22 protein-coding genes, 1 tRNA gene and 1 pseudogene are annotated in these 22204 nt (G+C 41.5%); 13 read left to right on the top strand and 11 right to left on the bottom strand.

What is annotated here, in order from left to right:
• Both Q0614_RS05345 and Q0614_RS05340 read left to right on the top strand, forming a co-directional pair.
• Positions 1-1253, top strand: a 1253-nt coding sequence (locus tag Q0614_RS05345) for a dihydroxy-acid dehydratase (RefSeq protein WP_298787057.1), incomplete at its 5' end; no start/stop codon positions are given.
• 56 nt (positions 1254-1309) lie between these two features.
• Positions 1310-2890 (top strand): hypothetical protein, encoded by a 1581-nt coding sequence (locus Q0614_RS05340; protein ID WP_298787056.1) that lies wholly within the window; start codon positions 1310-1312, stop codon positions 2888-2890.
• Between the two features lie 621 nt (positions 2891-3511).
• On the opposite strand, the gene Q0614_RS05335 is transcribed toward Q0614_RS05340, so the two are convergent.
• A complete protein-coding gene (locus tag Q0614_RS05335; protein WP_298787055.1) occupies positions 3512-4777 on the bottom strand; it encodes a 3-isopropylmalate dehydratase large subunit in 1266 nt (421 codons plus the stop codon).
• Positions 4778-4874: 97 nt separating this feature from the next.
• Here Q0614_RS05335 and Q0614_RS05330 point away from each other — a divergent pair, with 97 nt between their 5' ends.
• The 7 genes from Q0614_RS05330 (at position 4875) to Q0614_RS05300 (ending at position 11648) form a co-directional block, all read left to right on the top strand.
• Positions 4875-5399, top strand: coding sequence for a nitroreductase family protein (locus Q0614_RS05330; RefSeq protein ID WP_298787054.1), 525 nt, complete (start codon positions 4875-4877; stop codon positions 5397-5399).
• A gap of 5 nt (positions 5400-5404) precedes the next feature.
• Complete coding sequence (locus tag Q0614_RS05325; RefSeq protein WP_298787053.1) at positions 5405-6727, top strand: NFACT RNA binding domain-containing protein; 1323 nt, start codon at positions 5405-5407, stop codon at positions 6725-6727.
• A 48-nt stretch (positions 6728-6775) separates the two neighbouring features.
• The gene (locus Q0614_RS05320) at positions 6776-7540 is read left to right on the top strand and encodes a phosphatidate cytidylyltransferase (protein WP_298102655.1); all 765 of its coding nucleotides are present in this window, start codon (positions 6776-6778) and stop codon (positions 7538-7540) included.
• Positions 7534-8619 carry a 1-deoxy-D-xylulose-5-phosphate reductoisomerase gene (dxr, locus tag Q0614_RS05315; protein ID WP_298787052.1) on the top strand — a complete coding sequence of 362 codons (1086 nt, stop codon included), beginning with the start codon at positions 7534-7536 and terminating at the stop codon, positions 8617-8619. Before Q0614_RS05320 ends, dxr begins: the two co-directional genes overlap by 7 nt.
• Positions 8620-8805: 186 nt before the next feature.
• On the top strand, positions 8806-9762 hold the full coding sequence (locus Q0614_RS05310) for a DUF3137 domain-containing protein (protein WP_298787051.1): 957 nt from the start codon (positions 8806-8808) through the stop codon (positions 9760-9762).
• Positions 9763-10119: 357 nt separating this feature from the next.
• A tRNA-Val gene (locus tag Q0614_RS05305) sits at positions 10120-10195 on the top strand.
• 193 nt (positions 10196-10388) lie between these two features.
• A complete protein-coding gene (locus Q0614_RS05300) occupies positions 10389-11648 on the top strand; it encodes a site-specific integrase (RefSeq protein ID WP_298787050.1) in 1260 nt (419 codons plus the stop codon).
• Positions 11649-11732: 84 nt separating this feature from the next.
• On the opposite strand, the gene Q0614_RS05295 is transcribed toward Q0614_RS05300, so the two are convergent.
• The gene (locus tag Q0614_RS05295) at positions 11733-11939 is read right to left on the bottom strand and encodes a transcriptional regulator (protein WP_297962191.1); all 207 of its coding nucleotides are present in this window, start codon (positions 11937-11939) and stop codon (positions 11733-11735) included.
• Positions 11940-12259: 320 nt separating this feature from the next.
• On the opposite strand from Q0614_RS05295, the gene Q0614_RS05290 reads away from it, so the two are divergent.
• From Q0614_RS05290 to Q0614_RS05280, 3 genes are all read left to right on the top strand, one after another.
• Complete coding sequence (locus tag Q0614_RS05290) at positions 12260-12703, top strand: hypothetical protein (RefSeq protein ID WP_297962189.1); 444 nt, start codon at positions 12260-12262, stop codon at positions 12701-12703.
• A gap of 187 nt (positions 12704-12890) precedes the next feature.
• Positions 12891-13379 carry a hypothetical protein gene (locus Q0614_RS05285; protein ID WP_298787048.1) on the top strand — a complete coding sequence of 163 codons (489 nt, stop codon included), beginning with the start codon at positions 12891-12893 and terminating at the stop codon, positions 13377-13379.
• A 56-nt stretch (positions 13380-13435) separates the two neighbouring features.
• Positions 13436-13915 carry a hypothetical protein gene (locus tag Q0614_RS05280; RefSeq protein ID WP_298787047.1) on the top strand — a complete coding sequence of 160 codons (480 nt, stop codon included), beginning with the start codon at positions 13436-13438 and terminating at the stop codon, positions 13913-13915.
• Positions 13916-14034: 119 nt separating this feature from the next.
• Here Q0614_RS05280 and Q0614_RS05275 read toward each other — a convergent pair whose 3' ends face one another.
• From Q0614_RS05275 to Q0614_RS05250, 6 genes are all read right to left on the bottom strand, one after another.
• On the bottom strand, positions 14035-15555 hold the full coding sequence (locus Q0614_RS05275) for a hypothetical protein (RefSeq protein ID WP_298787046.1): 1521 nt from the start codon (positions 15553-15555) through the stop codon (positions 14035-14037).
• Positions 15555-16145, bottom strand: coding sequence for a hypothetical protein (locus tag Q0614_RS05270; protein ID WP_298787045.1), 591 nt, complete (start codon positions 16143-16145; stop codon positions 15555-15557). Before Q0614_RS05270 ends, Q0614_RS05275 begins: the two co-directional genes overlap by 1 nt.
• Before the next feature lie 153 nt (positions 16146-16298).
• The gene (locus tag Q0614_RS05265; protein ID WP_298787044.1) at positions 16299-17480 is read right to left on the bottom strand and encodes a hypothetical protein; all 1182 of its coding nucleotides are present in this window, start codon (positions 17478-17480) and stop codon (positions 16299-16301) included.
• A gap of 191 nt (positions 17481-17671) precedes the next feature.
• On the bottom strand, positions 17672-17998 hold the full coding sequence (locus Q0614_RS05260; protein ID WP_298787043.1) for a hypothetical protein: 327 nt from the start codon (positions 17996-17998) through the stop codon (positions 17672-17674).
• A gap of 87 nt (positions 17999-18085) precedes the next feature.
• Positions 18086-19525, bottom strand: coding sequence for a hypothetical protein (locus Q0614_RS05255; protein WP_298787042.1), 1440 nt, complete (start codon positions 19523-19525; stop codon positions 18086-18088).
• On the bottom strand, positions 19518-19751 hold the full coding sequence (locus tag Q0614_RS05250) for a helix-turn-helix domain-containing protein (RefSeq protein ID WP_298787040.1): 234 nt from the start codon (positions 19749-19751) through the stop codon (positions 19518-19520). Before Q0614_RS05250 ends, Q0614_RS05255 begins: the two co-directional genes overlap by 8 nt.
• Before the next feature lie 256 nt (positions 19752-20007).
• On the opposite strand from Q0614_RS05250, the pseudogene Q0614_RS05245 reads away from it, so the two are divergent.
• Positions 20008-20409: pseudogene (locus Q0614_RS05245) on the top strand (IS1595 family transposase); the annotation flags it as partial.
• A 403-nt stretch (positions 20410-20812) separates the two neighbouring features.
• On the opposite strand, the gene lptB reads toward Q0614_RS05245, so the two are convergent.
• The 3 genes from lptB to Q0614_RS05230 are packed head-to-tail and all read right to left on the bottom strand — an operon-like array spanning position 20813 to position 22164.
• Positions 20813-21535 carry an LPS export ABC transporter ATP-binding protein gene (gene lptB / locus Q0614_RS05240; protein WP_298787038.1) on the bottom strand — a complete coding sequence of 241 codons (723 nt, stop codon included), beginning with the start codon at positions 21533-21535 and terminating at the stop codon, positions 20813-20815.
• Complete coding sequence (tsaE, locus tag Q0614_RS05235; RefSeq protein ID WP_298787037.1) at positions 21528-21935, bottom strand: tRNA (adenosine(37)-N6)-threonylcarbamoyltransferase complex ATPase subunit type 1 TsaE; 408 nt, start codon at positions 21933-21935, stop codon at positions 21528-21530. The genes lptB and tsaE overlap by 8 nt, the downstream gene beginning before the upstream one ends.
• Entirely contained in the window at positions 21919-22164 is a 246-nt protein-coding gene (locus Q0614_RS05230) for a S4 domain-containing protein (protein WP_298787036.1), read from the bottom strand. The genes tsaE and Q0614_RS05230 overlap by 17 nt, the downstream gene beginning before the upstream one ends.
• Positions 22165-22204: the final 40 nt, after the last annotated feature.

Genomic DNA, 22204 nt, shown 5'->3' with positions numbered 1-22204 from the left:
GCGGCGGCCCGATGAAAAAGGGCTACACTAAAAAAGGCGAGCCGATTGACCTATCTACGGCGTTTGAGGCGGTGGGTAAATTTGAAACCAAAGAGATCAGCGCCGAGGAGCTAAAAGAGATCGAGTGCGCCGCCTGTCCGAGCGGAGGCAGCTGCTCGGGGATGTTTACGGCAAACTCGATGAATACGCTGTGTGAAGCGATGGGTATCGCGCTAAAAGGCAACGGCACGGTGCCTGCGCTTACGCCTGAGCGTGAGGAGCTTATCCGCGAGGCGGGACGCCGCATCTGCGAGATAGTGCTCGATGAAAAATACAAAATCCGAAATATCGTGAACGAAAAATCGATCCAAAACGCCCTAGTCGTAGATATGGCGATGGGCGGCAGCAGCAACACCGTGCTGCATATCCTGGCTATCGCGCGCGAAGCGGGAGTAAATTTGCAGATCGCAAGCCTAAACGACATCAGCCGCAAGATCGCTCACATCGCCAAAATCAGCCCTAGCCTGCCAAACGTGCATATGGAGGACATCGACCGCGCGGGCGGTCTAAGCGCCGTGATAAATGAAATTTCGCGCCGCGATAACGGACTACTGGGCCTAGACGCGCTAACGATAAGCGGCGAAAGCCTGGGCGAGCGCGTCGGAGCTAGTGTCATAAAAGACGAATCTGTCATCCGCAAGGTCGAAAACGCCTACTCGCAGGTCGGCGGACTGGCGGTTTTGTTTGGAAATTTAGCCGAGCAGGGCTGCGTCATCAAGACCGCGGGCATCATCGGCGAGCGCAAATTTAGCGGCAAGGCGGTCTGCTTTAACAGCCAAGACGAAGCGATAGAGGGCATCTCAAGCGGCAAGGTAAACAAAGGCGATGTGGTCGTCATCCGCTACGAAGGGCCGCGCGGAGGCCCGGGTATGCAGGAGATGCTAAGCCCTACGAGCCTAATCATGGGGCGAGGATTGGGCGCGGACGTGGCGCTGATCACGGACGGTAGATTTAGCGGAGCGACGAGGGGGTTAAGCGTCGGACACGTGAGTCCCGAAGCTGCTGAGGGCGGCATGATCGGATTGCTACAAGACGGCGACGTCATCGATATCGACGTGGATACGTACGCGATAAACGTGCGCCTAAGCGAGGAGGAGATCGCTGAGCGCAGGGCTAAATTTAAGCCGATTGAAAAACCGCTGCCGTATCGCTGGCTGCGAATGTATCGCAAGCTGGTGACCAATGCTAGCAACGGAGCGATTTTGGAGGCGTAGAAATTTAAAATCGGTAGGTATTGTAGTTTTAAAAATTTAAATAAGGAATGATTTTTATGTTTGAGAGGAATTTTACCTATAAGGATTTAGAGCAAGTAGAGACTGAAATAGAAAATATACATGAGGCGCTAGCTAATGTCTATAATAATAAGTCATGTATTTGGAAAATTAGTAGAACTCTTGACAAATTAAAAAATTCAAATTTTTCTAGCGAGGAAGAATATTTAATAGACGTATTTGAGTCGAGATATGTCAAGTGTATGAATAGAACTAATGAAACCATCAATTTTCTACAAAAATTTACAAAACGAAAAGATTTTAAAATTTTATCTAATACAGCTCGCGATCTTATTGATGAAATAGAACAACATTTACTGATTTTAGAACAAAAAGATATTTATTATACAAATAAAATTATGTTTAGAGGCATTATCATAAAATATATTAAATCTATTAGAATATTAAAAATACAAAAAGAAATTGTTAAAAAATCAATAAAAAGTATAGATATTGAGGACAAAAAGAAACTTTATATAAAATTTCTTAAAAACGAGGGTGAAATATATAGAATTTATAATAATTTACCGGATAAATTTATCAAAGATAAAAAAACATATATAAGCCATCTTTCAAATTCTATGTTAAGTGACGCGAAAGAAATCATAGCAAAAAGTATAAAATATAAAATATTTTCTGTATTAAATTTTGTAGTTTTTGGAGCGCTTCTTTGTATACCATATTTTTTAGAGTTAAAAAGAGTACCGGAAATTTCTGCAGGAAGCATACCTATATCTTTAGTTGCAGTTTTTGCTATCGGTATATCTTTAACTTTATATTTATATATTCTTGTATTTTTACAAAATTACTTTTTATTTAGAGGTTGGTACGAAAGTAAAAATAAGGTTAAGCTATGTTTTATGGGAATAGATTTCAGTATGATATTGCTAATGACTTTTATACCGGTTATTCATGATAAATTAAATTTATCATCTTCTTCGTATGAGCACATTAGAGATGCAGGTTGTTTGCTTAAGATATGTTTGACTTTACATGCAATATTTTTGTTATCATTTTCCTATAAATTTTGGAGGGATAATAAAGATGAACTGAGCGATATTCTTCTAGCCGCCCTTTTAATATTTATCTCTGATTTGCTGATATTATTAGTTATTTATTTTAACTATACAGATGACTACATCCTTGTAGTAATTCCTATGGTGCTTCTTTCTTTTATGATAAGATTTCTTCAAATTAGTAAAAAATTCTCATATCGGTATATACTGTTTGTATTATCCTTTGTTGTTTTCGTACTTTTGTCATCTGCTAGTGGATTTTTTGTGAGGGCTGTAGGTTTAGCAAACTACCAAATCGATCTCGACATTCGAAAAGACAATATTCCAGAGTATATTCTAAATTTAAATATCAAATGCCAAAGTAAAGCAAGCGAAGATATAGAGTTTATAAAATACACTTGTATATTAGACGATAAGTCGGGTCTGGCGATAAAATTTAAAAATATTCTAGTAAAATTGAAATCAGACGGTAAATATTGGCTTGAGGTCGCATCCAAGGATAGGAACGAAAGTGAAATAGATAATTACAGGTTTTGGGTTTCGGAAAAGAATATTGTCAATTAAAGCCGGTATATTTAATAGCATTTGATTAATAATTAACTATAATTTCACCTTTCAATTTTAAATTTGACAGTCATATTTTTGGGATAAATGCACAGATATTTTTTTGGACTTAAATTCCTAAAACGTCAGGTGGGGGATGATTATCTTGCTATTATTGTGACTATATCTTTCAGCATTTTCAGCGGCAGCCGGGCGGTTATGGGTGCGATGGGGCGGTGAGCTTTTGGAGCTTTTCTTTTGAGTATGGCTATTAGCGGCTACTCATACTGCGAGTTTACGAATCTCAACGGCAACCAACTCGTTTCAAGGGCTGATACCGATCGCGTATTTATAGGCACAACGATCGCGGCTTTTATGGTGAGCAAGCTCAAATTTCGTTACTCGCAAACAAAATCTGTGTATTTTGGGTAATTATAAGGCGATCTAATTTCTGGTTTTGAAGCGCGTTTTGCGTTTGGTTGCAGTCTGCTTTTATTTTACCGGACTACCGCACCTCCGCTATACATATAACTTTTTGCAGCGTTTATAGCGATTGGTATTTAGCCACGTTCATGTAAACCCATAAACCCATTAAGATCACACATAGAAAACCAAATTATTGTTAAAATTCAAATCTTAAACCTACAAATCCCTCGGATCGGCGATCTTTCCTGCGACGGCGCTAGCTGCGGCGACGGCGGAGTTTGCTAGATATACTTCGCTTGTTCTATCGCCCATGCGGCCGACGAAATTTCGATTAGTCGTGCTTACGCAGCGCTCGCCCACGCCCAAAATCCCCATATATCCGCCCAAGCACGCGCCGCAGGTCGGGTTGCTGACGACTGCGCCCGCTTCTACGAAAATATCCCACAGCCCCTCTTTTTGCGCGGCCAGAGCGATCTTTTGCGTCGCAGGCGTGATGATGAGGCGGGTTTTGCGCGCAACCTTGCGACCTTTTAAAATTTGCGCGGCGATCCGCAGATCAGAGAGCCTGCCGTTGGTGCAGCTGCCGATAAAGACCTGATCGACGGCGATATCGTCGCGCACTGCCTCGCGCACGCTCTTGCCATTGCTAGGCAGAAACGGATAGGCAATCACCGGATCAAGCTTACTCACATCGATCTGCAAAATTTGCTCATAATTCGCGCCCTCGTCGGAGTAGTGAAATTTCGGCTCGGCGCGCAAGCTTTTATCCGCCAAAAATTCCTTCGTGATCTCATCGACTGCGACGATACCGCTCTTGCCGCCCGCTTCGATCGCCATATTGCAAAGCGAAAATCTGCTATCCATATCCAGATACTCCAGCGCGTCGCCGCAGAACTCCAAAGCCTTGTAGCGCGCGCCGTCCACGCCGATGAGGCGGATAACTTCTAGGATCAGATCCTTGCCGTAGATGTGCGGCGCGGGCTTGCCGCGAAAGATCACTTTGATCGTAGGAGGTACTTTAAACCAATTCCTACCCGTTATCATCGCAAAAGCAAGATCGGTGCTGCCCATACCCGTCGCAAATGCCCCAAGCGCGCCGTGGGTACAGGTGTGGCTGTCCGCGCCGATGATGACGTCGCCGGGCACTACGAGCCCTTTTTCAGGCATCAGAGCGTGTTCGATACCCATATCTTTTTCGTCGAAATAATTTTTCAAATCGTGCTTGTAAGCAAACTCGCGTGAAATTTTAGCTTGGTTTGCGCTTAAAATATCCTTCGTAGGGATATAGTGATCCATCACGATCGCAAAGCCGTCCGGATTGGCGAGCTTTTTTGCGCCGCTAAGCTCAAACTGCTTGATCGAAATTGGCGTCGTGATGTCGTTGCCGATGACCATATCGATGGCGCTTTCGATGATCTGTCCCGCGAAAACCGCCTCGCCCACGTGCTCGCTAAAAATTTTCTCCGTGATCGTTTGCTTCATAAAATCTCCTTCGTATCGGTTAAATTTGCGCGATTTTAGCTAAAAAATCATAAATTTTTGCAATTTTATGTATAATTGAGCCGCAAGGAGCGAGACGATGGAAATTTTAGATATTTTTGCAAACCGCAGAAGCGTAAGAAAATACGCGCAGGGGCCGCTTGAGGACGAGGCACTGGATAAAATTTTAAAAGCGGGCCTGCTTGCGCCGTCGGGGCATGCACGCCGCCCGTGGGAGTTCATCCTTGTGTGCGACAAACAGATGCTTGAGCGACTAAGCGGATGTCGCAGCAGCGGAGCGAATATGCTAAAACAGGCCGCGGCCGCGATCGTCGTGATCGCAGATACGCAGAAGCAGGACGTCTGGATCGAGGACTGCTCGGTAGCGCTAGGCTACATGCACCTTGCCGCAAGTGCGCTAAATCTCGGTAGCTGCTGGGTGCAGGTAAGATTGCGCGCCGCTGCGGACGGACGCAGCTGCGAGGAGTTTTTGCGCGAGGCGCTGGGCTTTCCGCTAAATTTTAAAGCAGAAGCGATACTGGCCCTCGGCGTGCTGCAACAGCACCCGAGCTCGCACGATCTGCAAAAGCTAAATTTGAGCAAAATCCACAAAGAGAAATTTTAACGCGTATGAAGTATCAAAATTTAATTCAAATTTGCGAGTATCTACGCGCCAAACGCTTCCTTTCGCACATTAAGCGCGTAGGAGATAACCTTTTTAAAGTCTGCTTTGACGGCAACGAGACGCTGTTTTTTGATATGAATAAATCAGGCTGCAATATCCACGAAAATGACGCTTTTACCGAAGGTAAGGTTTACGCGGCGCCCTTTGATGTGCTACTTGCCAAGCGCTTTGTAAAATCGCGCATCACCTCCGTTAGCGTGCCAGAAAATAATAGAATTTTATGCCTTAGCGTAAGCCAAAACGCAAGCTACAAAACCCAAAGCTCAAATATCTACTTCGAATTTACCGGGCGATTTACCAACGTAATAATCACCGATGAAAACGATGTGATTTTAGAGGCGCTACGCCACTTCGAGACGGAATTTAGACAGATCAAGGTAGGAAGAAAACTCCGTCATCTGCCGCCTGCAAATATTAAAGAAGCCCCCGTGCCAAGAATTTCGGACTTTAGGGCATTTTTTCGCGCGGAATTTAACGCGCTAAATGCGGATCGCTTAAACTCGCTCAAATCCGCAAAAATCACGGCGCTAAATAAAAAGCTAGACTCGGTGCGTGAGGCTTTAGGCTCTTTGCAAAGCAGCGCCGAACTACTGCGAAGCGCCGAGCTTTTAGGTGCGAAAGCTGCCTTGCTAAAAGAAAATATCTATAAAATTCCAACTAGCGCGCGAGAATTTACGCTGCAAAAAGGAGACACCGAAGCGGTAGAATTTAAACTGCAAAAGCCTGCAAGCGCCGCTTTGGGCGAGCTTTACTCCGAGGCAAAGCGTCTGCGCCAAAAGGCTGCTAATATCCATATCGAAGAGCAAAATTTAAAGGAGAAACTCGCGTTTTATGAGAATTTAAAATCGCTCATTCTTGCCGCACAGGATGCACACGAGATCGAAATTCTAATGCCTAAGCGCACGCAAACTAGGCAAAAAAGCAAGGAAAAAAATAGCGAATATGTAGCGAGCTTTTATCTCGAGGATTTTAAAATCAGCGTCGGTAAAAACGAAAAAGGCAATGAGTTCTTACTAAAAAATAGCTCCAAATCCGACTATTGGTTTCATCTTAAGGACATTCCAAGCGCACACGTCATCGTAAAGACAAATAAACAAAGTCTAAGCGAAGAGGTGATCGAATTTGCTGCTAAAATTTGCGTTAGCTTCAGTGCAAGCGGCAGCGGAAAATATCTCGTCGATTACACCAAACGTCAAAATGTCAAAATCAACGAAGGTGCTTTCGTAAACTACGTAAATTTTAAAACAATCAGCGTTTTAAAGCCGTAATAAGCGAGCTTGATGTATAATTCGTAAAATAAATTTTAAGGAAATTTTATGAAGCAAAGAATAATCACGGCAGGAATTTTACTCGCCGTATTTTTGGCTCTAATTCTCATAAACGCCAGGTGGCTAAATTTCGCCGTATTTGCGCTGATACTCGTGCTTGCGTTTTTTGAAAGCCTCAAGTTATGGGGTCTAGAGGAAACTAGCAAAAAGTGGCTCGCGCTAGCAATCGCGTTTTTTGCGCTGCTACCATTTACGCAGACTGATGAGCCCTTCGTCTCAGCGCTAAAAGTTAGCATCCTGATGATCCTATGCGTCGCCTCTGTCGTAGCCTTTACCAAGGGCCCTAGCCTAAAGATCACGCTTCCTTTTATCTATCCCGTTGCGCCGATATTTTTTATGTGGGCGGCTTATGATGATTTCGGGGAAGTTTTTCACTTCGTTTGGCTGATCTTTATTATCGTAGCTAGCGATAGTGGCGCATATTTTATCGGTAGAGCCTTTGGCAAAACTCCGCTAAGCGCTAGCTCGCCGAATAAAACCGTAGAAGGTGTACTAGGCGGTCTTGCGCTCGCGCTTATAGTTAGCCTCATTTATGCGCGCATCTTTACCAATATGCCGCCGCTTGAAATTTTAGGAAAGACCATCATCATAGCAATTTTTGGCGTGTTCGGCGATCTGTTTGAGAGCTACCTAAAACGCGCGGCGGGTCTTAAAGACAGCGGCGCGCTCTTTCCCGGACACGGCGGGATCTTAGACCGCATCGACGGCTATATGTTCGGCGCAATCGCGATGGCGATAGTCTATTCATGGTAGTTTTAGGCTCCACGGGCTCTATCGGCACAAACACCCTAGACGTAGCCGCTCGCAGCGGCAGTATGATCGAAGCGCTTAGCTGCGGGCGTAATATCAAGCTTTTAAACGAACAGATCGCAAAATTTCATCCAAAGCTCGTCTGTATCGCGGACGCGCAGCAGAAAAGCGAGGTAGATCACGAGCGCGTATTTTGCGGTGCGGATGGAATTTTGCAGATGCTTGCGGAGTGCAAAAGCACGACCGTAGTAAATGCTCTCGTAGGCTTTGCGGGCATGATGCCTAGCCTAAAAACCCAAGAGCTCGGAAAGAGACTGTGTCTCGCCAACAAAGAAAGCCTTGTCGTCGGCGGGAAATTTCTGCAAACGGATAAAATTTACCCGATCGACAGCGAGCATTTCGGGCTGAAATTTTTACTTAGCAACGCCAAAATCCCTGTTTCGCGCCTAATCATCACGGCTAGCGGCGGCGCGTTTTACGATGTGCCGTTAACGCAGCTGGGCTCGCTCACGCCGCAAAACGCCCTCAAGCACCCCAACTGGAAGATGGGCGCAAAGATCACGATCGACAGCGCCACGATGGCGAATAAACTCTTTGAGGTGATCGAGGCGTTTTGGCTCTACGGCACGCGCGAGATCGATGCGCTCATCGAGCGCACCTCGCAGATCCACGCGCTGGTCGAATTCGCAGACGGCTCTACGACGGCGCACATTAGCAGAGCCGATATGCGCCTAGCCATCGCACACGCGATGTTTAGCGGCGACGTACGGGAGCAGATCACCGCACCCGTGGATCTGTGCGCACTGCGACCGATAGAGCTTAAGCCGATCGACGAGATGAAATTTCAAATTTTTACCCTCAAAGACGCGCTGTTAGCAAACCCCGATCTCGGCGTCGTCATCAACGCCGCAAACGAAGTGGGCGTAAATGCGTTTTTGCAGCAGCGCTGCCGCTTTACCGACATTGCGCGCGTGGTGTTAAAGTGCGCGGAGAAATTTAACTCGCCTAGCGTGACGGACGCAGAAGCGCTTGCGGCGGTGGATGCGAGCGTGCGAGCGTATGCAAACGAGCTGCTGAAATAAGTTTTTTAATCACGGGATTTATACTGCAAGTTAAGCTTGGCGGCAAATTTCACTGCGCGCGGCTCGCGCAAGTAGCCGTAAAATTTAGCGGCTCTAAAACAGCGCGCACCTATTACGTCGTATCGGGCGCAGATTTACGCTGTGCCGCAAGGTTGCGCCATTAAATTTAATAAATAGAGGTTTGGCGTGGATATTAAAACCGTCATAGATTTAGAAAAGCAGCGCAAGCAGCTTAAGAAAAGTCGCAAGCTTTGGAAAATTTTAAGTTATCTCGTAGCGTTCGTGGTTTTCGGTCCGATGCTTGCGCTCGCATTGATAATCATCTTTCTCGATTTTCCCAAACTCGATCTTGGCATAGAAAGCTTATCTTTTTTGGTCATGTCTATTTTAGCAATAATCGCCATGCGGGACGAATTTTACGAGTGGATTTTTGAGCGTAAAACCGAGCGGTTTTTGATGCGCTACAAAGAGCTTTATCTCAAGCCCTATATCGAAAGCCTGGGCTTTTCATATAAAATGGGCGCGCTTTTTCAGGAAAAAGAGGTAAGGCAAAGCGAGATATTTGACGGATTTGATAGATTTCGCGCGGATGATCTGGTTTGCGCAAACGTGGACGGCGTGGATTTTATGTTTTGCGACATAAGGCTGGAAAAAGACATCGGTACGGGAATTCCATTTATTTTTAAAAATAATTACGCCACATTTTTCGAAGGACCCTTTTTCGTGGCAAATTTTAATAAAAAAATCTGCTCCGACATTTTTGTCTTATCGAATACGACACTGCCGCCGTCTGAGTTGCGGCACAAACTACTGGGTGGTCGCGAAATACCAATAGATAACGCGGACTTCAATCAAAATTTTACGATTTATGCAAACGACGCAATGACGGTTATGTATGTCCTGACGCCCGCGCTGATGGATAAAATTTTATCTCTTAAACAGCTCGTAAAATCGAATATCTCGCTGAGCTTCAAGCAAAATAAAATTTACATCGCGATAGCTCGCGGCGCCGATAGTTTCGAGCCGAGTTTGGATCAGCCGATACTCAATGCTCGTATCGCAAAGGATATCAAAGCGGATCTGGACGCGATGCTGCAAATCGTAAAAATTCTAAAGCTGAATGAAAAAATTTGGACGTCTTAACGGGCGCAAGGCGGAGCGAGGCAAGCGGGGCAAAACAAGGTAAGGTATAGCGAACAAACGGAACGTGCGGTTCGCGCAAGGAGCCGTAATTTGCGGCATCCAAGCGGAACGCACCAAAATCGCGCCGTATCTGGCGTAAATTTACGCTGCGCCGCAAGTTTGCGCCATTAAATTTTACGTGGATTTTGGAAAGATCATGAAATTTCGCGTAGAATTTCGATGCGATTTTGCGTCACGGCGAAATCTTGTATAGAATTTCGGCGAGGATAAGATGATAAAATTTTGGCGGAATTTTACGAAAAATTAAAATTTGCTTGCTATTGAGAGATTTTTTTGATATACTGCCGTTTCTTTTTTGGCCCCGTAACTCAGTTGGTAGAGTGTCACCTTGACATGGTGGAAGTCGTTGGTTCGAGTCCAATCGGGACCACCATTTAAGCTATTTTTAAGTTTTAATCACTTCTTTTTACTTCTCTTTAATTCCTGCATATAGGCACTTATCTTATATCCAGATTATTTTTCTTTCCTTTTATTTTTGTTTATAGTATAATTATTTCTGAAAAAATAAGGGACTAATTCAGGGACTCTTTCCCCATTAAGGGACTTTCCCATTTTAGGAGGGTATTATGGCAAATATATCGAAGGCGCATCTTTCCGATAAGGATATTAGAGACCTTAAGGCAAAGGATAAAAGATACAAAGTAGCCGTCGGATCGCCAAAAGAGCTTTATCTTTTCGTCCATCCTAGCGGCACAAAAACCTTTTTCTTGCGTTTAGCAGGCGATAAGATAGTCAGTCTAAAGGAATTCCGCCCGGGTATCTACTCCGTAGCAGAAGCACGCAAGGAAGCCAACGCTCTTTTAGCTCAACTAGCACAAGGCAAGGAGCTAGATGTAATCTTAGGCAAGTCGAATAAGTATAAATTTAAAAGCCTATTTGATAAGGTTATAGAGCAGAAACATAGAAGCGGAGATAGTGAAGGCTATATCGCCAAAATCATTAGTATGGTTTCTACTTATATCCTACCCGAATTCGGTGATAGAGACGTTAAAACTATAAAAAGAAGTGAGCTTTTAGAAGTTCTTAATGCGATTTTTAATCCGAATAATAAAAAAAGCAGATTAGAGACCATTCGTCGCTTAATATATTATTGTGGTGCAGTTTTCGATATAGCCATAAACGATGAATATATCGGACGCAATCCTTGCGCTATGTTACACAAAGAATTTCCTACCTCCCATAAACATAATAAAAACCATGAGATCAATACCGAATACCCCGCCTTAACAGAGGAGGCGGATATAAAGGAATTCCTTGACGATCTAAAAATGGACGATAAGTTAGAGCTGGCTACTAAGCGAGCTATATATCTGCAAATCCTTTGCGTCAATCGTCCTGGCAATACCGCAAGCGCTAAGTGGGATGATATAGACTTAGAAAAAGGAATTTGGACTATAAAGGCGGTTGAAATGAAATCTAGGACCACTCATCAAATACCTCCAAGCTCATATGCCAAAGAGATTTTAAAAGAGCAGCAGCTATTTAGCAGAAATGATAAATTCGTCTTTCCATCCACCAATGCGGCAGGTCATTTGCATAGAGACAGCCTAAGCAAGGCTATAAGAAATTTAGGCGGTAAGGGTAAGTATAAGGATAGAGCTACTTCTCACGGCTTTAGAGCCACCTTCCGCACCATTTGCTCTACGCATAAGGCGGAGCTATATAGCTTGGGCGTAACAGAAGAAGCCATAGAAAGCGCTTTAGCGCACGTAGAGCCAAACGAAGTGAAAAGATCATACGAGCGTAAAAAGGCTACCATAGAGCAGATTGCAACGCTTATGCAATGGTATGGGGATTATTTAAATTCCATAACGCCGCTGTTTTGATATCAATCTCCGCGTTGGAATAAGACTTACTCTACCCCATCCCGAATTATTCAAATATGTGGGCTGCGCCTGAAATAAACAAAATCATTTTAGGCGCAAATCGGCATTCCCTTCCGCGAGGTCTTGAAGCTCGTCTAAATTCTTTTGCGCCTGCTTTAACAGCTCGTCGAATTTAAACCCGAGCATTACGATACGATAAAGCTCGGGTTTATTCTTACGCCAATTATAAAGCGTTTTTGTATCGATTTTTAAAATTCCCGCTATATCTCTTTGTGATAAGTTATGTCTCATTTTTTACCTTTTAAATGGGAATTTTCAAGAAAATTTACTATCTATTCAACAAAGGAATAATTCCCGACTTTTAACTTTTACAAAGGAATTGTTTCTTTGTTTTAAGTTAAGTCATACGTGATTAATATTCCAAGAAATTTTTCAAAGGAGTGCATATGAGTTATGCAGATAGTAATCTTTAAAAATGGTGGGAGAATAGTCAAAATGACGAAAAAAGTCGGCGATATATGCCTATTAAGATACTTATAGATTAGTCTTTTTATCCACGAAAATTTTGGAAAAAACGGCTACTTGTCAATCTAATCAAGAAAGGGAAAATCATGGAAAAACTAAGGAAATACTATGTTTTAGCCGTTGCGGCTCTTAATTTTGTAATATGCGCTATCGCATTTTTTATATGGACGAGGATTGTGGTAATGGCAAACAATGACGATATAGGCTTTTTTGCTATAGCTTCTATCATTGTCCTAATTATTCTTTGCTATGTCTATTCGGCAGTTGCAGCAAAAATGGGTATATTTTCTAAAGAGAAGAAAGATCCTTTAGGGATTAGTGCGGTGTTGTTTAGTGCTATATTGGATGTTGTTTTAACCATCGTATTGTTTAATTCCATATTAGAAGCATCTCAAAGGACAAAAGATTATTATGTTCCAAAGATATTTTCGAATTACACAGTTTACAATGTAGACACGGAAAAGATCAAGGACAAAGTATACGATTTAAAACAAGAATATCGAAAAGAATACGAGGAGTTCTTTAAATAGTTGACTTTAAAAGACGCACATTAAGCCTTGTCGCAAAATTTAGCAGCAGAGCTTAACGATCTTTTAAAATCTTTCACAAGATTTGAAATATATGTTTGACAAATATCTGATTAAAAACTCAATCTAAAAATCAAATATTTTCAAACATTTTTTCAAATAAACTAAATTAAAAAATAAAGGATATAAAATGAAACTATCAAGTTTAGCTTTAGCTACAACTTTAGCTTTGGCGCTTACGGGTTGCGCCCTAGATAGCGCATTAAATAGTGTAACTAGCACTATTGACTCTATTACCACACCAAGTGGAACAACTAATAAATCAACAAATTCAAAAATGGAAACAAAAAATCTTGCAACTGTAACACAACTAGAAAATTTCTGCAAAAATTCACCCGATGGAGTTCCTTTTATAATTACAGCATTACCAGATCTAAAAAGAGGACAATTCGCAGGAAGCGTAGCAGAAATTTTATTTGTTTCTAATTCAAAAAACGAAATCACAATTGAGGCAGAAAATTCCGACAACTATATCAATTATGGAATGAAAGCATTCTCTCCATCAGAATATGATCCATATAAGCCAAATGAAAAGGTTAAATTAATAAGACCAATGGAATTTCATAAAAGCATGGGTTTTGGAGGAGGAACTTGTAAACTTAAATATCATGGATTTTAAAAAAAATAACAACAATCAATATCAATAAAAAAAATAAACAAAAAGGATACGCACAAATGATTATCTCAATTCTAAATAAAAAAGGCGGAGTAGGTAAAACCCCCTTCGCCTTTAGCATAGCAAAAGACCTATCGCTATATCTACAAAGCAACGATACTAGCTGCATAGAACAGATCTATCCAAATTATGCAGTTATTACCGATACACCTAAACTAATAGATAACTGCGTATATGATTTTGGCGGCTTCAAAAGTGCTGGCGTATTAAAAATTATATCTGAAAGCGACTACGTAATCGTTCCATGCTTGCCTGAATTTAATAGCTTACTCCGCACGATGGAAACGATTGATGAAATTAAAAAGATCAATCCAAATATTATCATCCTAGCAACGGATTATAAAGATGACGCAGAACTATCTTTCTTAAAAGAAAATTTGGAAAATAGCTTTAAAAGCATTCCAATCATCTATTTTAAAAGCTCTAAAATCGTTAAAAATGCTATAAATTCAGGCAAAAGCTTTATAGATGCAGCATAGCGGATATTATCCCGGTAGGGGTAGCGCGCCAAGGCTAGGAAGCAACGGCAAATATCGGCTATCATCGATGCGCTACAGATGATACCGGTAGGGTGCCTATGCTGTGCTCCGCTCGGGGGCTATCGTCCGCCGAGATCCTTGCTGTTGCCCGGTTTTATCTTAGGCGTCTCAGTCGTAGGCGGTGTTTTGGTTTTCGTATCTCGCAGCCTATCAAGTAAAGAGCCTCGCGTTCCGTTTAAAGGGCTTATTATTTTCGCTCCATCTCGTTCTGTAAATACTTGGTAAAGCACACCTTTAATTTCTGTTACTTCGATTTTTTTGCCGTTGCGTTCTATGAAATACGTATCTGAATCGTTCTGCGATTGCGTAGGAGCGTTTTGAATGGTTGGGGTAGGCTCTGATATGTCTTTAGGTGCGATCGTCGCTTCAGAGCTCTGTTTTGATGCGTTTTCGTCGTTAGTCTCGGCTGCGCAAAGTTTTTTCGATCTTTCTGCAGTAGTCTCAAATTCAGCATCTTTTTCTTTTTTGCGACTATATTTTTCAGTAAAGCGGTCAAAGAAGTCGTCCAATTCGGATTTGATTTGTGATTTCTCTACAAACGGCGCGTATTCAACTAATTCAAAGATGTTTTTTGGCTTAAAACCCTTTTTTAGCGGTGGCTCTTTCGTTGTTTTGAGTCGAATTCGATCGCCTACTTTTAGGTTATGTTTTTTACAAAGTCGATCAAGATCCACGCCTTTAACGCTCGTTTCAATCCCGTTGGACGAACGCAATTTAATTTGATCTATTTTACCATCATCGCGATAAATGAAATTTGTGATTTCCATTTGTCTATCAGGTATTTTATGTGTTTTTTCCTTAGGATCGTCAAGCTCGAAACCCCATTCACGCATTTGGTTTGTCATTTCTTTGCGAATTTCAAGCATTTTAACCGGGCTTAGATCCATATAGCGACAAAGTACGTGTATATGCGGATAGTCGCGTTTCCCATCAAGGGATTTCTTTTGCTCGGGGTGTTGAGCGATCAAGCATTCTTCATCAAAACCCCAATCTGCTTTGAATTTTCGCAAACATTTAAACCAAGATTGAGTTAAAGCCAAAGTAGCAGCTTTAGGATCTTTACCTTCAGCTTTGACGTGAAATATTAGATGCATAGTTTGAGCGCGCTTTGATTCTTCATCAAAACTTGCAAGAAAATCTTCTATTATGGCGTTTTTATTTATAGGATCGTTATAGAGCAGGTTGATTTCTAAATTCGGACCCGTAAGGACGAGATCTACATTTTCGTTTTTATCGTTAGAAAGCCCAGCGATATATTTTGCAACTTTTAAAATTTGGTTTTGATTATGCTGCACGCTTTTCTTGCAAAAAATCAGTTGATTTGAACCTTTGCTATGATTAATTGAATGACGTACTACTTGATTAGATCTCCTGAAGTCGTTAGATTTCACACGTCTAGGCGATGCGAAAGGGGTTTTTAAACTTCTTTTAGGTCTGTAGCGGCTTGTGTTAAAAGTCGTTTTAGGTTTTGGAAAATATCGAGCTCCCGTCGATATATGAATTGCAGCAGCAAACGGATCGTCATCATCAACCCAAGACCGTGAAAGACTGTCCCAATACTTTTTTCTTTTAGTATCCATCACTTAGCCTTTAAATTTCGTTTTCGACTTGTGAATTTACGCCTAATTTGTAAAGGTTCAAAGAAATGTTTTAGATTCGGAGAGTCTGCAAATTTTGAGATTTTTTCTTCAAGCTTGAAAGTGTTTTCGATTAGAAGGGCTCTTTCTTCAGGCGGGCATTCTTCAAAAAGAACTCTTAAATTTCTTAGCTGCACCGATAGTTTTTTAAAAAACTTTGAAATTTCAGCCATATTTACACAGTAGTCTGACGATATATAGTTGTCGCCATAAAGAGCGCTACGAAAAGCGTTTGCAATATATTCTCGGGGGTTCATGCCTTTGTGTTCGATCTCTGCTTTTTCGTTTTCATATATGGAAATTGTGATTTGAAGGCGCTTATTATTGGCAAAATTTTCAGGTGGAAATGTAATGTTTGCTTTCTTTGAATTTACGTCTAAATACAATCGAAGTATAAAATCTTTGTTGCTTAGTTTTTCGTGCGGGTATGTCTCTTTTTTAAAAATTTCCATTTCTGCTTGTGAAATTTCAACGTGAGATGTTTTTCGAATTCTCTTTTTCTTCGGCTCTGTGTTTTGAGAGTTGTTTATCATTTTGGCGCCTTCCTTTCATTATGAAATTTACGCGTAAGCGTTTTGCGTAGCAAGTGCGATAGCACATCAAGCCGTCGGCAGGACATAGTGCGAATATAGCTTTGGTTTAACCAAAGCGGTAATTCGCCATTCTGTGCACTATATAAATTTCTTTCATTCTAATCCCTCTATATTATCGTCATATTCTCCGCCGATCCATTTTCGCCCCCAAAAATAATCACAGATTTCTTTAGCGGCTTGGGATAAACTTAATCCTTTATGAGTGCTATAAAATTCTAAAAGGTCATTGCCGTTTTGAGTTTCGCCGAAGTCTGTAAAAATAAAATGGTCGTTCACTTTTTTAAAATGTCCGCTTGGATTTTTATCGTTTACTCTGATACTAAAAGCATAAGACTCTGAAAAAAATGCATCCATCTTTTCGATCAAAAATTTTCTGATGTTGTCTTCGTCGTTGAGAGCTTTTGATTTTTTAAGAGCTGAAAAATCTACCCAATCATTTTTTCTTATCACCTCTGGCTCACGATAAATTTTAATATCGCCTAGAGATGAAAAATCTTTTGCGACTGAATTTTTTCTAGGCTCATCGTTTTGAGTGGATAAAATTTTAACGGGCAAAGTTTTAAGCTCGCTTTGCTTTTTTGAAATTTCATCGCTCGTAATTTCGAAAGCCTTTCCATCATAAAAAGATTTTAAAGAAGGTCGAGAACTTGCATAGCAAAAAAACATTCTTGCCTTATCGGTTACGGCTAAGTCGGAGTTTATTCCTAACTTTTCATTAGCTACTGCGTAGATTGCTTTTAAATTTTCGGCGGTTTGTTCTATCGGCAGAGTTTCGATAAAGATACGATAAGCATATTGGTTATTTGGATCAAACGTGCGACAGATGATGTGGTTTATATTCATAGCCTTTAGCTTGTCGTGCATTTGCTGATCGCTAAGGGGTTTTGTATCGCCTTCGTGATAATCTACGTCCAATACTAAAACTACGATCGGGAATAATTCGGTAGTATCATTACTACGATAAGCTCTATCCTTAGGCTCTTGGCTACGAGCGGGCTCTTTACTCTTTTCGCCGTAAAAGTATATGACTCCGCTCTTGCCGTGACGGATAAAAAGATGTTTATTCTTCTCCGTTCGATAGCACTTATTCATAGCAAAGGCAGCAGAGCTACTAAGTAAGCTTTCTAAACCGCTAATAGATGAGACATTTAAGCAATAATTTGTAAAATACGTTGCTCTGCTTTTCATCTTATCTTTTGCAATATTTGGATCGTTCTTTTCGCTTATGGGCTTTTTCGGATCGTAAAATATTTTTAGAGCAATGTATAATCTCATATAAAAAATCCTTTCTCCGATTTGATCGGTTATGATGAGAAAGCTCATTTACCGTTAGGGGCAGCGCTGCGCTATCGCTTGCGCTGGGGGAATATCACAATCCAGGAAAGAAAAGAATTTAATCGATCTTTCGTTCCCCCGAGCGGAGCGCAGCGACGCTCGCTCCTACCGGTCAAAGCTTTTTCATAATTTTAACTTTCATAAAAGCAACGCTCACCTAGATCAAGACTATTTCCTTGAGAAATCTCGCTTTTCTCAAAATCAGCCAAAACGCTATAAACGGCTTTGCGATAATCTTCGCATATTTTTAAACGCCCTATATCGGTTGCCGCACACATACAACGCTTATTCTTTTCATCATAATTCAAGCAGCCCAAATCAAACTCCGAGCTGCTACCCTCGCATGGAGCACTAAAATTAAGATTATTTGTCATAACTTTATCCTTTAATATATTTAAAATTTCGCCTAAATTCATTCTTTTTTCTACTTTTATAAGAAAGCTGCCACATTGCCACAAAGGTGCTTCTAGCTCCCTTATAATCGTGGCGAAGTCGTGTGGCAAAAAGTTGCCACAAAGCTGCCACTTGCCACAAAAACTTTAATATTAGATTAAAATAAAGCATTCTTGTTGTCCTCTCCAAGGTTTTACAAAGCCATCAAGTATATTTGATAAAGAACTATTAGTTAGCCCATATTTCCTATATTTTCTACTCATTAAAATATCTCTAGGCGTTAGGCTTGGATTGGCTTTTATTCTCTCTAGAAGTTCATTTCTAAGGTTAAAAATACCTTCTGCTGCACTGTCTAACTCTTGCAGAAAGGGTTTGACATCAAAATAAAAGCCACAAAATCTTATCGCTTCCTTAATGGTATCGCTAGAAGGGATATTGTTAAATTCAAACTCCCAAATTTCTTGCGTAGAGCCTTGATAGCGATCGTATTCTGTGACACAATGCAAAATTTGAATGATAGCCTGTAAATTGTAGATTTGGCGATTATAGAATTCTTTGAATTCTAATTTGCCATCTTGCAAGCTAGAATGAATCTGTCTAGCGAATTTATCAAAACTCGGATCGTCGTAAACGGAATTTATATCTATATCGGGGCTAGGACGCACCGTCATAAAAAAATCCACCATGTCATCTACCCACTTTAAATAAGGCTCTAACTCCAAGTCACTAGCCTCTTTATATCTGCTATCTTCATACTTAAGTATGTTCTTAGTATAAATAAGTATAAAGCGATTGATAAAACCACCCGCAAAAGCCTTAACGAGCTTATCGTCTCCACCTAGCTGTTGTATATTGGTATCGGCATAGATATAGATTTTGCCGCTTACTTCAGGCGGCAGGTTCTGCGCATTTTTATATATACCGGGGGTAAATTTAGAGATAGATCCGTGTTGCTCCGTTAAAGTATTAAGTAGCTCCGATCTTGCTGGATTCTTTAGGGTATCGGCTATTTCACCGAATAGAAAATAAAGCACATTCGCTTCAGTAAGAGTAGCATAAAAGCCCTCTTGCGTAGCCTTAATGTCGCCAAAAAATAAAGTGGGGCGAAGCAAGCTTTTATTGTCTTTGATCGCGTTTTTATGCTCTTCGTTGAACTTTGCGTTTTCTTTCAGCTTATCGATTACGCTTTTAAACAATTTCTTTTGAAAGCGCAAATTTGTGCCTTTACCCGTTCCGCTATCGCTTATGTCTAAAACCCAAAAAGGATTTATGTTTAAATCGCAATGAAAGACTAGAATAGCCGATAGTGTCTGCAAGGCAACTAACTCAATCTGTCGGTAGTTAGAAGGAACATGCTCGAATGAGAACTTGCACCACCTTTCCAAAGCTTCCGAGCTAAAGCCAAACGGGGTTTTATAAATAGCCGCAAGCTTTTCTTTCTGCCCCTCGCTTACGATGATTTCAGGGGCATTTAAAGGATAGTTGGGTATACTTATACTCGTATTTAAGCATTCTATTCTGCTTTTTACTCGCTCCGTATTCACCTTCTCATAAGAATACGGAGCTCTTTTCTTTTTCGATCTCCTACTCATCGCATATCGCTCCTTTTCTTTGAGATAATAGCCATTTTTCTATATCTGTTTTTAGATACAAAATATGTTTACCTATCTTTACAAACGGAATAGGATACTTTGTAGCACCATCTTTATAGTTACGCCGCATCCTAAGTTTTGCCTGTTGAGTCCTAGAAATGCCGTACTGTTCTTGAAGCTGGTCGGGCGTTAGCCAACTATCATTTTTGATATCATTTAATTTCATGATATTCTCCTTGGATTTAATATTGAATATCTAATGTTCATAAATAGTCCATAACAACTAATATTAGTCCATTAGATATTTATGGGCAATTATACTACGCTTTTGCTTAAATTCCATAGATATTTGGATTTTTTTTAAATTAAATTTAGGCTTTCTTTAACTTAAGCTCACACAAAGGAGCAGTAAGTTACGATGAGAGCTATGAAAAATAAGTATATAGTCCGTTCAGGAATTTCTGAAGCTAAATTTAGAGAGAATGCTAAAGCGTGACGGTAAGGTCTATACTCAAGTAGTTAAGAACTGCTCTGCTAGTGAGTTGATACCTATATTATCTCAATATAGCGAGCTTGATAGCTCTACTATCTATTCTGATTGTTGGAAGGCTTATGACGGTTTGGTAGATTACGGAGCCAAAGCACACTACAGGGTAAAGCACTCAAAGAATGAATTTGCTAATGGTGAAAATCATATAAACGGCATAGAAAACTTCTGGGGTTATGCTAAACATAGACTAGCTAAATTTAAAGGGATAAAGAAAGAGAATTTTCTGTTGCACCTAAAGGAATGTGAATTTAGATATAATACTAAAACTACACAGGAAAACCTATATCAGAAACTATTAAAATTGATAAGAGAGAATCCGCTTAAGTTTAATTGAGCCTAAATTATTTAAAATTTACAGTGTACAAAACGCCTTTTGAAATTTAAAAACGAGCCCGAGACGCACTTCAAAAATTGATGCGCGAGATTTAGACGCCGAGTTTAAATCTCGCCGTCATAACTATTTCAAAATTTTAAGCACAAAATTCAAACCATACTAATACGCGCCTCGCACCGAAGCGCTACGCCTCAAAATTTAATATGTAAATTAAAACGGGCGTGAAATTATTGAGCGCCGAGGCTTTACGGGCTTTAAAATTTTAATACGCAGATTTAGGTCGAGAGGCACGCGTACAGCCAGTCGCAGCCGTACACTTGAATTTTAAATCGTAAAATTTAAATTGCAGAAATTAATGCGCGCGCCGAAGCGGGAGCTGAAAATCTAAAGCGCTCTGGCTGACTTAGATGCTAAAATCCTCGCCGAGGTAGAATTTGCGCACATTTGGATCGCTGGCTATCTCTTTTGCGGTGCCGCCGGCGAACAGCTCGCCGTCTTTGATGACGTAGGCGCGGTCGCAGATCGCAAGCGTTTCGCGGACATTGTGATCGGTGATGAGCACGCCGATGCCAAGATCGCTTAAATCGCGCACGATGCTTTGGATGTCGTTAACGGCGATCGGATCGACGCCTGCAAACGGCTCATCTAAAAGTAGGAATTTCGGCGTTATCATCAGGCTCCGCGCGATCTCGCAGCGTCTGCGCTCGCCGCCGCTTAGGCTCACGCCTTTGCGCAATCTGATCGGCTCGATATTGAGCAGATTTAGCATCTCATCGACCTTTCGTGAGGCCTCCGTTTTGTTTTTGTAGGTGATCTCCGCGGCGAGCATTAAATTTTCTTCAACGCTAAGCTCCTTAAAGATGCTGCTTTCTTGTGGCAGGTAGCCGATGCCGAGCTTGGCGCGTTTGTGAAGCGGAACTTTTGCGATGCTATTTTCATTAAGCAAGATATCGCCGCCGCTAGCGCTTATCAGCCCGCAGATCATATAAAACGTCGTGGTTTTGCCCGCGCCATTGGGCCCTAGCAGCCCCACGATCTCGCCGTTGTAAAGCTCCAGCGAGATGCCCTTAATGATCGGCGTGCCTTTTATGGTTTTTTTTAGACTCCTGACTTCCAGTTTATGCATAGCTTACCTCGTATTTTCGCCCTTGCGCGTGCGGCGTGATCCTCACTACGCAAAAATCAAGCTCATATTTTTTAAGTAAATTTATCAAATTTTCATCCGCCCATTCGATCAGATGAAGCCCCTCTTCAAATAAATTTTCAAATAGCCCGTTTTTTAAAATCCCTTCGCAGCCGCCGTTATAGATGTCGTAATGATAAATTTCGCCATAGTTTTGCATGATCGAAAACGTAGGTGAGCTCACGTGCTCGTCTAATCCGTGCGCCCGCACGATCGCGCGCGCAAGCGTCGTTTTGCCGCTGGCAAGATCGCCGATGAGCAAGATTATGCCGCTTTTTGGCAACGCCTGCACGAGGCGTGAAATTTCATCCTCGCCGCAGATGAGTTTAAAGCTCTTGGACATACTTCGCCTGCTCGTTTTTGGGCGTATTTTTCGCGCTAGGAAAGGCTAGAACCTTAAAGCTTTGTTTTCTATCTAAAAAGCTTATCGTGATTACGTCGCCGATTTTAAGCTCTTTGGCGGGCTTTACTACCGCGCCGTTTACGGCTACGACGCCGCTTTTGCACATATCTTCGCTGATGGCGCGCCGCTTGGTGATATTTACTGCGTTTAAAAATTTATCGATTCTCATAAGCGTGAGTTTAGCGATATTTGCCTTAAAAGCAACTATT

Origin of the sequence: uncultured Campylobacter sp., assembly GCF_937997595.1 — a bacterium.
Classification (GTDB): Bacteria; Campylobacterota; Campylobacteria; order Campylobacterales; family Campylobacteraceae; genus Campylobacter_B.
This window is presented reverse-complemented; position numbering and strand designations above follow the sequence as displayed.